19 protein-coding genes are annotated in these 15,052 nt (G+C 42.1%); 11 read left to right on the forward strand and 8 right to left on the reverse strand.

Annotated features, from left to right (window positions below; translation table 11 throughout):
- The first annotated feature begins 84 nt into the window (after positions 1-84).
- From L1264_RS20180 to L1264_RS20190, 3 genes are all read left to right on the forward strand, one after another.
- On the forward strand, positions 85-300 hold the full coding sequence (locus tag L1264_RS20180; RefSeq protein WP_235404494.1) for a calmodulin: 216 nt from the start codon (positions 85-87) through the stop codon (positions 298-300).
- A 135-nt stretch (positions 301-435) separates the two neighbouring features.
- Complete coding sequence (locus L1264_RS20185) at positions 436-651, forward strand: EF-hand domain-containing protein (protein ID WP_199526972.1); 216 nt, start codon at positions 436-438, stop codon at positions 649-651.
- Between the two features lie 87 nt (positions 652-738).
- Positions 739-957: an EF-hand domain-containing protein gene (locus tag L1264_RS20190; protein WP_135923100.1), complete on the forward strand. Its 219-nt coding sequence runs from the start codon at positions 739-741 to the stop codon at positions 955-957.
- An 84-nt stretch (positions 958-1,041) separates the two neighbouring features.
- Here the strand turns inward: L1264_RS20190 and trkA are convergent, their stop codons facing one another.
- Genes trkA through def form a run of 4 tightly spaced genes read right to left on the reverse strand, consistent with a single transcriptional unit; the run spans position 1,042 to position 5,193 of the window.
- A complete protein-coding gene (gene trkA / locus L1264_RS20195; protein ID WP_054563775.1) occupies positions 1,042-2,418 on the reverse strand; it encodes a Trk system potassium transporter TrkA in 1,377 nt (458 codons plus the stop codon).
- 12 nt (positions 2,419-2,430) lie between these two features.
- Positions 2,431-3,717 carry a 16S rRNA (cytosine(967)-C(5))-methyltransferase RsmB gene (rsmB, locus tag L1264_RS20200; RefSeq protein ID WP_135923101.1) on the reverse strand — a complete coding sequence of 429 codons (1,287 nt, stop codon included), beginning with the start codon at positions 3,715-3,717 and terminating at the stop codon, positions 2,431-2,433.
- Complete coding sequence (gene fmt / locus L1264_RS20205) at positions 3,710-4,663, reverse strand: methionyl-tRNA formyltransferase (protein ID WP_199526973.1); 954 nt, start codon at positions 4,661-4,663, stop codon at positions 3,710-3,712. Before fmt ends, rsmB begins: the two co-directional genes overlap by 8 nt.
- Before the next feature lie 20 nt (positions 4,664-4,683).
- Complete coding sequence (gene def, locus L1264_RS20210) at positions 4,684-5,193, reverse strand: peptide deformylase (protein ID WP_135923103.1); 510 nt, start codon at positions 5,191-5,193, stop codon at positions 4,684-4,686.
- Between the two features lie 118 nt (positions 5,194-5,311).
- Here def and L1264_RS20215 point away from each other — a divergent pair, with 118 nt between their 5' ends.
- The 6 genes from L1264_RS20215 to hemF all read left to right on the forward strand — a co-directional run bounded on the left by L1264_RS20215 (position 5,312) and on the right by hemF (position 10,219).
- On the forward strand, positions 5,312-6,430 hold the full coding sequence (locus L1264_RS20215) for a LysM peptidoglycan-binding domain-containing protein (RefSeq protein WP_135923104.1): 1,119 nt from the start codon (positions 5,312-5,314) through the stop codon (positions 6,428-6,430).
- A 30-nt stretch (positions 6,431-6,460) separates the two neighbouring features.
- The gene (gene dprA, locus L1264_RS20220) at positions 6,461-7,558 is read left to right on the forward strand and encodes a DNA-processing protein DprA (RefSeq protein ID WP_135923105.1); all 1,098 of its coding nucleotides are present in this window, start codon (positions 6,461-6,463) and stop codon (positions 7,556-7,558) included.
- Positions 7,551-8,024, forward strand: coding sequence for a DUF494 family protein (locus L1264_RS20225; RefSeq protein WP_130050108.1), 474 nt, complete (start codon positions 7,551-7,553; stop codon positions 8,022-8,024). The genes dprA and L1264_RS20225 overlap by 8 nt, the downstream gene beginning before the upstream one ends.
- 71 nt (positions 8,025-8,095) lie before the next feature.
- The gene (locus tag L1264_RS20230) at positions 8,096-8,665 is read left to right on the forward strand and encodes a DNA topoisomerase family protein (protein ID WP_135923106.1); all 570 of its coding nucleotides are present in this window, start codon (positions 8,096-8,098) and stop codon (positions 8,663-8,665) included.
- A gap of 34 nt (positions 8,666-8,699) precedes the next feature.
- Positions 8,700-9,266 carry an L-threonylcarbamoyladenylate synthase gene (locus L1264_RS20235; RefSeq protein WP_135923107.1) on the forward strand — a complete coding sequence of 189 codons (567 nt, stop codon included), beginning with the start codon at positions 8,700-8,702 and terminating at the stop codon, positions 9,264-9,266.
- Between the two features lie 2 nt (positions 9,267-9,268).
- Positions 9,269-10,219 carry an oxygen-dependent coproporphyrinogen oxidase gene (gene hemF, locus L1264_RS20240; protein WP_135923108.1) on the forward strand — a complete coding sequence of 317 codons (951 nt, stop codon included), beginning with the start codon at positions 9,269-9,271 and terminating at the stop codon, positions 10,217-10,219.
- On the opposite strand, the gene L1264_RS20245 is transcribed toward hemF, so the two are convergent.
- From L1264_RS20245 to L1264_RS20255, 3 genes are all read right to left on the reverse strand, one after another.
- Positions 10,216-10,668, reverse strand: a complete 453-nt coding sequence (locus L1264_RS20245; RefSeq protein WP_199526974.1) for a hypothetical protein — start codon at positions 10,666-10,668, stop codon at positions 10,216-10,218. The two genes, hemF and L1264_RS20245, sit on opposite strands and share 4 nt — an antisense overlap.
- Before the next feature lie 66 nt (positions 10,669-10,734).
- Positions 10,735-12,330: a methyl-accepting chemotaxis protein gene (locus L1264_RS20250; protein WP_135923109.1), complete on the reverse strand. Its 1,596-nt coding sequence runs from the start codon at positions 12,328-12,330 to the stop codon at positions 10,735-10,737.
- An 81-nt stretch (positions 12,331-12,411) separates the two neighbouring features.
- Entirely contained in the window at positions 12,412-12,843 is a 432-nt protein-coding gene (locus L1264_RS20255) for a group II truncated hemoglobin (protein WP_054554758.1), read from the reverse strand.
- A 41-nt stretch (positions 12,844-12,884) separates the two neighbouring features.
- Here L1264_RS20255 and aroE point away from each other — a divergent pair, with 41 nt between their 5' ends.
- Complete coding sequence (gene aroE / locus L1264_RS20260) at positions 12,885-13,709, forward strand: shikimate dehydrogenase (RefSeq protein ID WP_199526975.1); 825 nt, start codon at positions 12,885-12,887, stop codon at positions 13,707-13,709.
- Positions 13,706-13,960: a DUF1488 domain-containing protein gene (locus L1264_RS20265; protein WP_138556859.1), complete on the forward strand. Its 255-nt coding sequence runs from the start codon at positions 13,706-13,708 to the stop codon at positions 13,958-13,960. The genes aroE and L1264_RS20265 overlap by 4 nt, the downstream gene beginning before the upstream one ends.
- Here L1264_RS20265 and L1264_RS20270 read toward each other — a convergent pair.
- Positions 13,957-14,490 carry a gamma carbonic anhydrase family protein gene (locus tag L1264_RS20270; RefSeq protein ID WP_199526976.1) on the reverse strand — a complete coding sequence of 178 codons (534 nt, stop codon included), beginning with the start codon at positions 14,488-14,490 and terminating at the stop codon, positions 13,957-13,959. The genes L1264_RS20265 and L1264_RS20270 overlap by 4 nt on opposite strands.
- Between the last annotated feature and the right edge of the window lie 562 nt (positions 14,491-15,052).

Below are 15,052 nucleotides of genomic sequence, written 5' to 3' on the forward strand. Positions count from 1 at the left end.
GGGAATGGAGCAGGAATAAAGAAAGAACAAGTATAAACTGGCTATTTAATGTTGAATCAGCTCGTGAAAAACTTGAGAGGGCTTATGGTGCCCTCAACTAGTCAGAACTTGTGTGATGAAGTACTAGTATCTTCATCAGCAGCATTTGCGATGAGTGATTTCGATACCCTAGACGTTGATGGCGATGGTGTAATCAGCCAAAGCGAAGCGTCTGTTGATGCAGAGTTAATGAGCAAATTCAGTGAACTAGACACTGACGGTAACGGCGAGTTATCGAAACAAGAGTTCTCAAAAGCTTAATGCAATTAAATAACAGTTTACTTAGCTGATCAGTTCTGTGCTGCCAAAGACAGCCTAAATGGATAAGGGAATCCATGAAAAAGGACAATACCGGAAGTGCGATCAGCTAACACTTAATATTGAAGGAATATGATTATGAAAACAGTTAATAAAACCTTAGCACTTATTGCACTTGTATCTTCATCGGCAGCATTTGCAGCAACAGACTTTGATACCTTAGATGTAGACGGTAACGGCGTGATCAGCCAAAGCGAAGCGGCCGTTGATGCAAACATCATGTCGCAGTTCAAAACATTAGATGTTGATGGCGACGGCGTTCTTACTGAAGCAGAGTTTTCTAAAGCCGAATAACTGAACTAATACGCAGTAATACCAGTTTCCACTAAACAGGGATCTCAGAAACGGATTTCACTCTTTTCAAATTTTGAGGTAGTTATTATGAAACAGTTAAGCACAACAATCGCAATTTTAGCATTAGCAACATCATCAGCAGCTTTTGCACAGGGCGTAAGCTTTGCAACATTTGATACTGACGGCGATGGTGTGATCAGTAAAGAAGAAGCATCTGCAAATACACAGCTTGAAAAGTTATTCCCAGAGCTAGACAGCGATGGTAATGGCGAACTATCAAAAGAAGAGTTCGCTCAAATCCAATAGAATCTTTTAGAAAAGTTAGGTACTTTCACTTCAAGAGTCGTAAAGCAGCTGTGATGGCTGCTTTTTTCGTTTATAAGCTTTTACTTACAAGAAGATAGCACTTACTTGGAACAGCTTTTCAACAACCGTAATGTGCTTTTTATCAATCAAGAACATGATTACGTGGTCACCAGACTGAATAACCGTATCGTCATGGGCAATCAGTACGTCGTCGTTACGTACTATTGCGCCAATAGTCGTACCTGCGGGTAGTTTAATATCAGCAATTGCGCGGCCAACAACTTTAGAAGTATGCTCATCACCATGAGCAACCGCTTCAATGGCTTCTGCTGCGCCTTTACGCAATGAATAAACATTAACGATGTCACCACGACGAACGTGTGTTAGCAGCGCCGAGATGGTTGCTTGCTGAGGCGAAATAGCAATATCAATTTCACCACCTTGTACTAAGTCGACATAAGCACCACGCTGAATAAGCACCATGGTCTTTTGTGCGCCCATACGCTTTGCCAGCATCGCAGACATAATGTTTGCTTCATCGTCGTTAGTTACCGCAATGAACACATCAACCTGCTCGATATGTTCTTCGGATAACAGCTCTTGATCAGAGGCATCGCCACAAAACACCACGGTGTTATCAAGCATTTCGGATAACTGCGCAGCTCGCTCTTTATTCCGCTCAAGTAATTTAACACTGTGATTTTTCTCGAGTGAACGAGCAAGTCCTGCACCGATGTTACCACCACCGGCAATCATGATCTTTTTGTATGAACGTTCGAGCTTTTGCAGCTCATTCATTACCGCTCGAATATGCTTGGTTGCAGCGATAAAGAACACTTCATCGTCCGCTTCGATAACGGTTGTGCCAAGCGGTTTAATTGCTTTACCTTGACGATAAATAGCCGCTACGCGAGTTTCGACATTCGGAATGTGTTCTTTCAAGGCTGAAAGAGCATAACCAACCAGTAAACCGCCGTAATACGCTTTCACCGCAACTAGCGATAACATGCCATCGGCAAATTGTAATACCTGTAAAGCGCCCGGATAATCGATTAAGCGACGAATATACTTAGTAACCAACGCTTCAGGCGCAATATAGTGATCAACAGGTAAGTCATCGTTATGGAATAGCTTTTCGCGATACTTTAAGTATTGCTCTGAGCGAATTCGGGCTATTTTGGTTGGGGTGTTAAAAATACTATAAGCGACTTGGCAAGCGACCATGTTCACTTCGTCAGAACTGGTTACGGCAATAATCATATCGGCGTCTTCTGCACCTGCACGGCGCAATACATCGGGATGCGCACTGTGGCCAGTAACACCTTGTAAGTCGTACTTATCTTGTAACTCTCGCAAACGGTTACCGTCGATATCGACAACGGTGATCTCATTTTGCTCACCAACGAGGTTTTCTGCCAATGTGCCACCAACTTGTCCGGCACCGAGTATGATTATTTTCATAGCGTGTTCTTATTAGTGTTTTTTAACTAGCTTTGCATAGTAGAAACCGTCACTTTCACCAGGCAATAATTGCAGACCAGGTAAAGTAGGGGTGTCGTTTTCATGCAGAGGTACATGTTCAGCACTTTGATTATTAGCAAGGAACTTAGCAACTTGTTGCTGGTTCTCTTGCGGTAATACAGAGCAGGTCGCGTAAACTAACGTACCACCAGGCTTAAGTAGTGGCCAGATGCTATTGAGGATATCGCCTTGTAAATTTGCCAGATCTTCAATATCAGATGCGCGTCGTAACCACTTAATATCAGGATGACGACGAATAACACCTGTTGCTGAGCAAGGCACATCAAGTAATATACGATCGAATTGCTGCTCATCCCACCAAATATGTGGTTGTGAAGCATCAGCACATTGTAGATCGGCAGTTAAACCAATGCGTACAAGATTTTGTTTAACGCGTTCAAGACGTTCGCTATCGCTATCAAGTGCTAATACGTCGGCATCGGCAAGCTCTAGAATATGGCAGGTTTTGCCACCTGGGGCCGCGCACGCATCTAAAATAACATCATCATTTTGTGGCTCAAGAAAACGTGCCGCTAACTGAGCTGCCGCATCTTGCACTGAGCAGGCACCGGTATCAAATTCTGGCAGTGCGTATACATCACACGGTTTTGCGAGTTTAATTCCATCAGGAAAGTCAGGATTTAAGGTGTGCTCAATATCATTGGCTTTAAGCATCTCGCTGTATTCTTGAGTGCTGTATTGCGCTTGGTTTACACGTAACCACATAGGTGCTTGTTGTTGGTTGGCTTCAAGGATCTCTTGCCAGTTGTCAGGGTAAGCCGCAGTTAGTTGTTTGATAAACCAACCTGGGTGGTTAAATTTGCAAACAGGAATTTGCTGCGCTTTTTCTTCAAGCTCTGCTTGTTCACGTTGGAAACTACGTAAAATCGCGTTGATCAGGCCTTTTAAACCCAGTGCGCGCATTTGCTGAAGTGCATTTACTGTTTCGCTAATAGCCGCATGAGGCGGCACACGCATATGTTGAAGTTGGTAAATACCCACATACAACAAGAACTGGAAAATACGGCGTTTACCTTTTAAGGGTTGATCTAAAAGTTGCTGGCAATAATTCTCTAAACTAGGTAAATAGCGCAGCACTCCGTAGCAAATTTGTTGTAAAAGGGCCTTGTCTTTAGGCGATAAACCTTGGCTGGCAAAAGGTAGCTCTTGATTTAATGATGCACCTTTATCAACTACGTTATAGAGAGTCTCAGCAGCGAGTGCTCTTACATTACTCATTGTTTTGGCCTAATGTTGTACCCGGTTCAACCCAATCACTGCGGCCATTTAAGAAATCGCTCACTGCCATTGGCTTTTTACCTTGCGGTTGAAGAAGGGTGATTTTAAGTGCATCTTGCCCGCAGGCTACAGTAATGCCTTGTTTATCAGCAGCGATGATTTTACCTGCCTGTGCACTTTGCGTTACCACTTCAGCTTGCCAAATCTTAACTGTTTGCCCAGCCATTTCGGTAAAGCAAACTGGCCAAGGGTTAAAGGCACGGATATTACGCTCAATTTGCGCAGCATCCATTGACCAATCAATATTAGCTTCGTCTTTTGAAAGCTTCTTGGCGTAATTTGCCTGTGCGTCATCTTGCTTTTCTGCTGTGATTTCACCCGCAGCAAGACGATTGATTGTACTGATCAGTGCATCAGGACCCAGTGCAGCTAATTTATCGTATAAAGAGCTACTGGTTTCTGTGCTATCAATCGGGCAGCGGCTGATGTGCAGCATATCGCCGGTATCTAAGCCTTCATCCATTTGCATTATTGTTACACCGGTTTCATTATCGCCAGCCCAAATAGCACGTTGAATCGGTGCTGCACCACGCCAGCGCGGTAAAATAGAACCATGCACATTTAAACAGCCTAAGCGTGGCGCGTCTAAAATAGCTTTTGGTAATAATAAGCCGTATGCCACCACAATCATGATGTCTGCGTTTAGGCTTGTAAGCTCTGCAAGCGCTTCAGCTGATTTTAACGATTGCGGTTGAAATACAGGTAAGTTATGAGCAAGTGCTAGCTCTTTAACTTCACTGGCTTTAAGCTTTTTACCGCGGCCTGCAGGGCGATCAGGTTGGCTATAAACACCAACAACGTCGTGCTCTGAGTCGATCAATGCTTGTAAATGGCGCGCAGCAAAATCTGGCGTACCAGCAAAAATAATGCGTAATGGTTGTGTCACAGAAATTCCTATTGATTAACTTATTGTTTTGCAGCCAGCTTTGCTTCTTTTTCAAGCTTTTTACGGATACGTTGGCGCTTTAAAGGCGATAGATAATCAATAAATAGGGTGCCTTTAAGGTGATCAAGCTCATGCTGAATACAAATAGCTAATAGCTCGTCAGCATCTAGGCTGAACTCTTCACCATTTTCATTTAGCGCTTTTACAGTTACTGTTTCTGCGCGGTCAACTTTTGCATATGAATAAGGCACTGACAAACAGCCTTCTTCACTTACCGTTGAGCCATCTTTCTTGGTGATTTCTGGGTTAATTAATACTAACGGTTGGTCGCGCTCTTCTGATACATCGATCACCACAATTCGCTGGTGGATATCTACTTGCGTTGCAGCTAAGCCGATACCGTTTTCGTCATACATTGTTTCAAGCATGTCTTTGACAATTTGACGAACTTCATCGTTTACTTCTGGTACTTCTTTCGCGATTGTACGTAAACGCTCATCCGGAAATCTCAAAACTTCTAACCTAGCCATAGTTACCTTTTACACTTGTGATTCATTTAGGGTATTGTATGCTTTTATTTTAGCCATTCGTGTTCACCTTTAACAGGTTTTGGTTGATAATAATCAAAAAACAACTCAAGGAAGCCAAATGAGATACTCACTAGTTGCGGCTTTGCTAGCCATTAGCTGTGCTTTTCCAGCAGCTGCTGATGTGTTAACGATCAAAAAAGACGCTCCAAAACAATATATTGTAAAGAAAGGTGATACACTTTGGGATATTTCAGGTGTGTATCTTGACCAGCCATGGCAATGGCCTGATTTGTGGCAAATGAATCCGCAAATCGCGAATCCTCACCTTATTTATCCGGGAGATGCGCTTTCTTTAATTTACGATAAAGATGGTAATCCTCGTTTGGTTAAAAATGCACGCTATAAAAAGCTGTCTCCTGAAGGGCGAATTACGCCGAAAGGTAAGCAAGCCGTCCCTACATTACCGCTTGAGTTGTTGCGTCCATACCTCACTTATCAGCAAGCTATTAGTACAGATGGTATCGCCGAACAGCCATATGTGCTTGGTGCTAGCGTCAATACAAAAATGAACACCATGGGGCATGTTTTATATGTTAAAGGCGATCTGCATCTTAACGAGGCATATGGTGTGTACCGCCAAGGTGATAAGTTGGTTGATCCTGAATCTAAAGACGTTTTGGCACACAAAGCTGAGTTAGTTGCTATTGTACGCGCATTCAGAAGTGGAGATGTTGCTAATGGTGTGCCTGCCTCAGTTAAAGTTGAGTTAGTTAAACAAGAAATAAAACCACACGATTTCTTGATGCCCGCAATGGAAGGGCAAATGTTACCTGCATACTTCACTATGAAACGCCCAGATACCACAATGAATGGCACGATTATCGCGTCAGCCAATGAGTTGCGTGAATTTAGTACCATGGATATTGTGGTTCTAAACTTGGGCGCCGATAAAGTTGAACCGGGTTTTGTGCTAGATATTCAGCGCCAATCACCAGAAGTTTTTGATGGTCGAGAGGGGCCACGTTATCGCGAAGACTCTAGTAGTCTTGAAAAACTAATTTCAGATACAAATGAGTTTTTTGGTATTGAAAGCGATGAAGACAGTAATGTATGGCATATGCCAAAGGAAAAAGTGGGTGAGTTAATGGTGTTTAAAGTATATGACAACGTTAGCTACGCATTAATAGTAAAAAACCAGCATCCAATTCGAGTTGGGGATTATGCAGTTCTAAACTAACTCACAATCTGGAGGCTCTAAGGAGGGAGCATGGTACAGGTTTCAGGCAAGCTATCCCATTGGCTTGCCTTTTATTTATGTAAAGGCCTAGGGATCAAAAGCCTTATAGCATTAAGTCAAAAGCATCCGCTTGGTGAGTTATTTTCACTCACTAGCCTACAGTTACAGCAGCTTGGTTTATCGCAGGCGCAAGCTGATAATTTAGTAAATACTGACTGGCAGTTAGTGGCTCACCATGAAACACAAATTGAGCAGTTGCAAATTAAGGTTGTGAGTTACTTTGATGACGATTATCCGCCGTTACTTAAACAAATAGCGAGTGCACCTTTATTACTGTTTTGCTTAGGTAACACGGATCTACTGCTGTCACCGCAAATAGCTATTGTTGGTAGCCGTAATGCTACACCAATAGGCCTTGAAATAGCCGCAGAGTTTGCTCATCAACTTTCACTGGCTGGCATGACAATTACCTCTGGAATGGCTATGGGTATTGATAGTGCGGCGCATAAAGGTGCATTAGCTGGTACCGGCAACACAATTGCTGTGCTTGGAACAGGAATTGATATTGCCTACCCCAAACGAAATAAATTGTTGATTAAACAGGTGGCTGAACGTGGTTTATTAGTGTCGGAGTTCTTACCTGGCACGGCAGCTAGTGCTACTAATTTTCCACGTCGAAACCGTATTATCTCCGGCCTTTCTTTAGGTGTACTTATAGTAGAGGCGCAGATAAAAAGTGGTTCACTTGTTACCGTACGCTATGCGTTAGAGCAAAATAAAGAAGTCTTTGCAGTACCGGGATCAATTAAAAGTCCTTTGTCTGAAGCGAGCCACTTTTTGATTAAGCAAGGAGCTAAACTCACAGAAAATATAAGTGATATTCTTGATGAAGTGAGCTTTTTCTGTGAAAACAGTCTATATAGTATAGAACAGCCTAGTGCAAATGAGCCTAACTGTCCTGTCTTCAACAGTATCGGGTATGAGGTCACAAGCGTTGATCAAATAACGCAGCGTAGCCAATTACCAGTCGATGAAGTACAAGCTCGGTTGCTTGACCTAGAACTTGCCGATAAAGTTGAGCGAGTGCTAGACGGTTATATAAGACTTGGAGGACATAAATATGTTTGACATCCTCATGTATCTTTTTGAAAACTACATTCATAGCGAAGCTGAAATCTTTACAGAAGAGAACGAGCTTACTGATGAGTTAGTTCGTGCAGGTTTTAATAAGCCCGAAATTTACAAAGCACTTGATTGGTTAGAGCAGCTAGCTGATCTGCAACAAAGTGATATATATCCGTATCTAAATGCACAGCCGCAGCATGCAATGCGTATTTACACTGATAGTGAGTGTCAAATGCTGAGCGTTGAGTGTCGTGGATTTTTAATGTTTATAGAGCAAATTGGTGTGATCAACACCGTTACTCGAGAAATGGTCATTGATAGACTTTGCGCTCTAGATAAGCCATACATCTCTTTGGAAGATCTAAAGTGGGTAGTGTTAATGGTGCTATTTAATGTGCCAGGTTCAGAGCAAGCTTATGCGCAAATGGAAGACTTAATATTTGACGAACCAGCAGACGTCTTACACTGAGTAGACTTTGCTTGTATCTTTGTTGAGTTTGGGTATATTAGGCGAAAATTAGCCAACCCCACAGGAATCTTATGAGTAAAATCGACCATTCTCTTTTTTCTGCAGATAAACATGCATTAGAAAAAGAGTATGAGGTTTGCCCTAAATGCGGTTCTGAGTTGGTTATGCGCAACTCAAAGTCAGGACCGTTTTTAGGCTGTGCCAGTTACCCAAAGTGTGACTACATTCGCCCATTAGCACATCATGATAGCCAACAGATAAAAGTCCTTGAAGACAGTGCCTGTCCTGAGTGTGGTAAGCCATTGGTAATTAAAAATGGTCGCTATGGCATGTTTATAGGCTGCACAGGCTATCCAGATTGTCATTATATTGCTCATGATGAAGAGCCCGATGATGCACCAGTATTGCCAGCATGCCCAAAGTGTAAAAAAGGCCAACTCGTTGCGCGTAGTAATAAGTTTGGCAAAACCTTTTATTCTTGTGATTGCTATCCACGCTGTAAATACACATTAAATCATAAACCCGTTGCAAAGCCTTGCCCAGCTTGCCAATGGCCAATTATGACTGAAAAGAAAACTGCCTCAGGTGTTGTGCTACAATGCCCGCAGAAGTCGTGTATGCATAAGTTAGTTGAATCTTAATACACTTGTTATTCGCATATTGAGGAGAGTTCCGTTGTCTGAACCTGTTGCACAACCTGCCAGTGCTATTGATGCTTTACAACAAGGCGGTGTAATTGTATATCCAACCGAAGCTGTATTTGGTCTTGGTTGCGATCCTGATGATCAAGCTGCGGTTGAAAAGCTATTAGCTATTAAACAGCGCCCAGTTGAAAAAGGCTTAATTTTAATTGCTGATAACTATGGTCAGTTATTAAAGTATGTTGATGATGCCAAAATCCCAATGGATAAGCGTGCAGATATATTCTCGCAATGGCCAGGTGCGATTACCTGGGTGATGCCAGCAGCAAAAGAAACGCCAAAGTGGTTAACAGGTCAGTTTGATACTATTGCGGTACGTGTAACTGATCATCCAACAGTAAAAGCCCTGTGCCAACAATTTGGTAAACCGCTTGTTTCTACAAGTGCAAATTTAACTGGCCAGCCTACAGTTATGAGTATTGAACAGGCAAAAGCAGAGTTTACTGATATGGTTGACTTCTACGTAGATGAGCCCCTCGGCGGTAACACTCAACCAAGCGTGATCAAAGACGCAGCGACCGGCAAAGTATTTAGAGGATAAACATGCAAAGCGAGCTACTCGAACAAGTTAAAACCTATTTAATGGCCTTACAAGACACAATTTGTCAGGGCCTTGAAAGTGCCGATGGCAAAGCAAAGTTTGTTGAAGATAATTGGCAACGTGCAGAAGGCGGTGGTGGCCGTACTCGTGTTATCCAAGGTGGCAATGTCATTGAACAGGGCGGGGTAAACTATTCGCATGTGTTTGGTGCTTCAATGCCAGCCTCTGCAACAGCACATCGTCCTGAGCTCGCTGGTCGTAGTTTTCATGCGTGTGGTGTGTCATTAGTGATCCACCCTAATAACCCTCATATTCCGACTAGCCATGCTAACGTACGATTCTTCATTGCCGAAAAAGAAGGCGAAGAGCCAATTTGGTGGTTTGGTGGCGGTTTTGATTTAACCCCTTATTACCCTGTATTTGAAGATGTACAACACTGGCATCAGGTGGCAAGCGATTTATGTCAGCCATTTGGTACAGAGGTTTACGACAAATATAAAACGTGGTGTGATGATTACTTTTATTTAAAACACCGTGGTGAAACTCGTGGTGTTGGTGGCTTATTCTTTGATGATTTAAATGAGCTTGGCTTTGAGCAAAGCTTTGCCTTTATGCAAGCGGTAGGAAATGGTTATTTAGATGCTTACCTACCCATTATTGAACGCCGCAAAGACACACCAACAACTGAGCAACAACGCGACTTCCAACTGTATCGTCGTGGTCGTTATGTTGAGTTTAACCTTGTTTGGGACCGCGGAACATTATTTGGCTTACAAACAGGTGGACGTACTGAGTCTATCTTAATGTCGATGCCACCATTGGCACGTTGGGAATATAACTATGTGCCAGCTGCAGACAGCCCTGAGGCTAAGCTGTATCAGTACTATTTACGCCCACAAGATTGGTTAAATACGCAAGAGTCAGACCTAGTTGCACGTCAGTGGCAGCTTTAATCAAATATTGAAACCACTCTAATCAACATTGTGTTGTCACCTTCGACGAGGGTGACGACCCGTTCGCTACTCGGCAGCTCTGGTAATACGCTAAATAACACCTCAGCTTTTAAAATCTCTAACTCTTCTTTAGGAGTATTGATGGGAGCACTGATTTGCGTTAGACATTGGTTTATATCACAGGCATAAAAGTCGAGTTTTACTTCATAATACTCAGGATGCTGAATAAGCTTTTCAAAACCATCAACAATGCTTTGTTCATGTTTATCACTTAGTGATGTTTTACCCTGGCTAAGCAGTGATTGAGCAATCTGTTGAATATCATCATGATAAATATATTCATCAATAGTGCTTATTTGAACTGAGGAATCGTTTACGCTGTGCTGATAGGTAAACAGTAGTGCCGCAATAACCCCAATGCAGACTAAAAGAGTTGTTATAAATTTCATTTAAACATCCTTATTTACTATGAAATATTCATAACAACTCTAGCAGTTGCATGAAAAACTCGCAATTTAGCTTAATTTAAAGCGTCTCACTTGTTCATCCAGTGAGCGTGCTAACGACAACAGCTCTTCACTGACCTTTTGGTTTTCATGCGCATCAACCAATGAATGCTCGGCATTATCACTGATTGCAATAACGCTTTGGTTAATTTCTTCAGCTGCAAGGTTTTGCTGTTCAGTGGCATCAGCAATTTGTACGTTAAGTTGGTTTATCTCGCTCATTTGTGAAGAAATATCACGTAATGCTTTTGCAACCTGCTTAACTTGAACTGCTCTCTCGTCAGCTTCTTCACAAGAGTTATTCATCGTATTAACGGTTTGCGCAGCTTCACTTTGCAGTTTGTCGATAGTGCGGCGAATTTCATCCGTAGAGTCATGAGTGCGAGTTGCAAGAGTGCGCACTTCGTCAGCTACCACAGCAAAGCCACGGCCAGCTTCACCAGCACGAGCCGCCTCAATCGCAGCATTAAGTGCAAGTAAGTTAGTTTGTTCGGCAATACTACTGATCACCTCAAGTACTTTGCCAACGTCTAGCGTTTGGGTTTGTAGTTGAGTTACTTGATCAGCTGCCGCTCTCACATCAGCCGCAAGTTGATTAATACTTTGCTCTGTATGCTCAGCAACGTGTAAGCTTTGCTGTGCAAGCTGATTACTGTGCTCAGACTTCTCAGACGCAAAATGTGTCGTATTTTTAACTTCGCTTGATGAGCTTTCGAGCTCATTAATGGCAGCTGCTACTGAGTCTGTACCTTGCTTTTGCTTTAAAATCGCCTGCTCTGTTGCATCCGCGGAGGCATAAATGCTTTCGGCAGAGTGGATCAACACCTTAGAAGAGTGGGAAACTTGGGCAATATTATCTTTAAATGCACCAATCATGTGATTAAAGCTGGTGGCAAGTGAACTAAGCTCGTCGTTATTGTTGTCATCAATTTTTAGGCTTAGATCTTTATTGGTCGTTGCCAAATGCATGGTATGGCTAATGACTTTTAAGCGTTTGATAAATATTTTTCTAAACATCACCGCCAGCAGTGTAAATGCAGTAATGAAAATCGCCGTTAATAGCAGCGTGTTCATTAACGTGTTTTTTGAAACTTCTTGTTCAATATCAGCCAACGAATAACTAATTTTTACTACACCTAATACATCACCTTCTTGTGCTTGGTGACACCCCAAACAGTTAGTACCTTTATAGTCACTTCTGGCAAACATCGGTTTAAGGTAAGTCATCGTGCTTGTATCTTGGTCAATAAAAAGTGCTTCATTGCCTGTTAATGCTTGACGCTCAGCATCATTCACAGCTACTTGGTTTGCATTACCGGGGCCATAAATTTTATTAACGATCGGACTACGTATGATATGGGCATCTTCAATATTAGGGTGGCTTCTTAATTTAGTACTCAGAATTTCGCGGTTAGCCATAGTGCCAGTCAGCATCATGGTATTAATGGAGTCAAAGTAATTATCGGCAAGCAGCTTTATGTTATTTTCAACAGTATCTTGTGCTAATTCATGTTGTTGCTGGGCGCTACTAAATATACTGGCAAATAAAACCAATAGCCCGGTTACAGCCAGCAAGGCATAAATTTTAAATTGGATAGACTTCATTCAACGACGCTTTTTCTAAATTAAGGAAATTTTATTATCTTTATTTAGAAAAAGCGTACATTGATATAGCGCAAAGCTTAGTTAATTTTGATTAATCATATGGCTGGCGAGTTGCGATAACGATTGTCTTAACCCTTCGCGAAGTAGTGGGTTATCAATTTCGATATCGAGCGTTTTATTCATACAATGCATCCATTGGTCACGTAAGTCTTGATCAATAGGGAAAGGCATGTGACGCTTTCTGAGCATTGGGTGACCATATTTTTCAACGAATAGGTCCGGGCCGCCCAGCCAGCCCGATAAAAACTCAAAGAATACTTGGCGAATTCTATCTAAAGGTTGAGGATGCATATCATATAATGGTTTGGCGTATTCATCTGTGGCCATTATGTCGTAAAATCGGTTTGCAATTGCTCGAGCGCCTGCTTCACCGCCAATAATTTCGTAAGGTGTTTTCTCTGGGGTAGGCGTTTCAGGCGTTGGTTTCGATTTAGAAAAAAGTCGTTTAATCATAATATTAATAAAGCTCAACAGGGCGAAGAGGTTGCTTCACTATGGATAAATACGCGGTTTTTGGAAATCCAATCAAACATTCGAAATCACCCGCAATACACGCACAATTTGCTGCATCATTAAACGAGCAAATACAATACAGCGCCATTTTAGCACCAACAGATGCATTTGAAAAAACTGTCGCTGAGTTTTTCGCTGCCGGTGGTAAAGGGGCTAATGTTACATTGCCATTTAAAGAGCAGGCGTTTGTCATGGTCGATGAACTCACAGAGCAAGCGAAAATTGCTGGGGCAGTCAACACTATTAAGCAACTCGAAGATGGTAGCCTACTTGGCGATAACACAGATGGTGTAGGGCTTGTTAAAGACCTTTTAGCCAATAATGTCACCTTAAAAGGTCAGCGAGTACTGCTCATTGGAGCAGGTGGTGCGGCGCGCGGTGTCATTCAGCCATTATTGAATGAGCAAATCAAAAGCTTAACAATAGCAAACCGTACCGCTGAAAAGGCGCAGGCGCTAGCGAGTCATTTTAATGGTGAAATAGATGTGCAGGGCTTTGGTTTAAATGATATCCCAGCAAACAACTATGATGTGGTTATTAATTCTACTTCAAGTAGTGTAACGGGAGACTTGCCAGGTATAGCAGAAGAGTACGTTGCTAAGTGTCAGTGTGCTTACGATATGTTTTATGCGAATGATGATACTGCATTTATTAGTTGGGTTAAGTCTATTAACTCGGCATGTCTAACACTCGATGGTTGTGGCATGCTGGTTGGTCAAGCGGCACAAGCTTATTTTGTATGGCGCAATAAAATGCCAGAAATCATACCCGTTGTTAGCGCGCTAAAAGCAGGAGAAATTGCATGAATCAAGCTATCCAATTTATCGACCGACTCGAATTTAAACCAGAAAAAAAGCAATTGGTGTTTTTTGCCCAAGTAAGTGGTTTGATGGTGGAGTGTGTTATTGATACCAGCAAGTATGATTTTGCCGATCAAAGCAGCGCGGTTAATTACTTTGAATCTTATCGTTTCGATTACGAAGAGCTCGCCGAGCAACTGATCGACGATGAGCAGTATAACTCGGCAGGACAAATCGAATTAACAGAGGTGTTTTAGCCCTCAGCTAAGTATTCATCTTTAAGTTGAACATAATTATCAGCAGAGATTTTTAAAAAGGCGAGCTCTTGCTCTGTTAAAGGGCGAGCCTGTTTAACCGGACTACCTACATAGAGGTAACCTGACTCTAAACGCTTATTAGGTGGTACCAGTGAACCACCACCAATGATCACATCATCTTCAACAACTGCGTTGTCCATTACAATTGCACCCATGCCAACAAGTATACGATTACCAAGTTGGCAGCCGTGTAGCATTACTTTATGACCAACAGTGACATCATCACCAATAATAAGCGGGTAACCATCGGGGTTTGACTTAGAGGCACGAGTTAAATGTAAAACACTGCTGTCTTGAATGTTCGTACGTTCACCAATACGTATATAGTTAACATCACCTCGCGCAGCAACAAGAGGCCATACACTTGAATCTTTACCAAGCGTAATATCACCGACTAAAACTGATGACTCATCAATATAAACACTATTATCGTATGTCGGAGTGATCCCTTTATAAGAACGTATAGTCATAAATTCACCTTTTAATTTTAAAATGCGCTCAGTCTAGTGTAACAGCGAAGAAGATAAATACACCAAAACAGGCCTAAATTGACTGCAAAACACCCAGTTTTAGGGGGTTTAGTTCAAAAGCTGAGCGAACAGTACGTTTTTTTAAATTTTATTGAAAAAAGTGCTTGCGTAAAAAATCCATCTCCCTATAATGCGACCCCACTGACACGGCGGGCAGCAACGAAAGACGCTGAACAACGTGGCAGAGAGTTAAGTGAAACTTGGGTTTCAAATTATCGAAAGAAAGTTTGAAATTAAGTGTTGACTCGAAAAATTAAGGATGTATTATACGCATCCCTAGCGACAACGTCGCAACGTTCTTTAACAATATAAAGCAATCATCTGTGTGGGCACTCGTACAGATTGAGTTCTAACAGCGAAGCTTAGTTTACTAAGTGACGCAAACAAATTTAGAGTCTCAATTTCTTATGAGTGACTATATAGTCAATTTATACAGAATTCATTGAGCACGAAACTTCGGTTTCAAAAAACTTTTAATTGAAGAGTTTGATCATGGCTCAGA

This window comes from Pseudoalteromonas sp. APAL1, assembly GCF_021532475.1.
In the GTDB taxonomy this organism is placed as follows: domain Bacteria; phylum Pseudomonadota; class Gammaproteobacteria; order Enterobacterales; family Alteromonadaceae; genus Pseudoalteromonas; species Pseudoalteromonas lipolytica_C.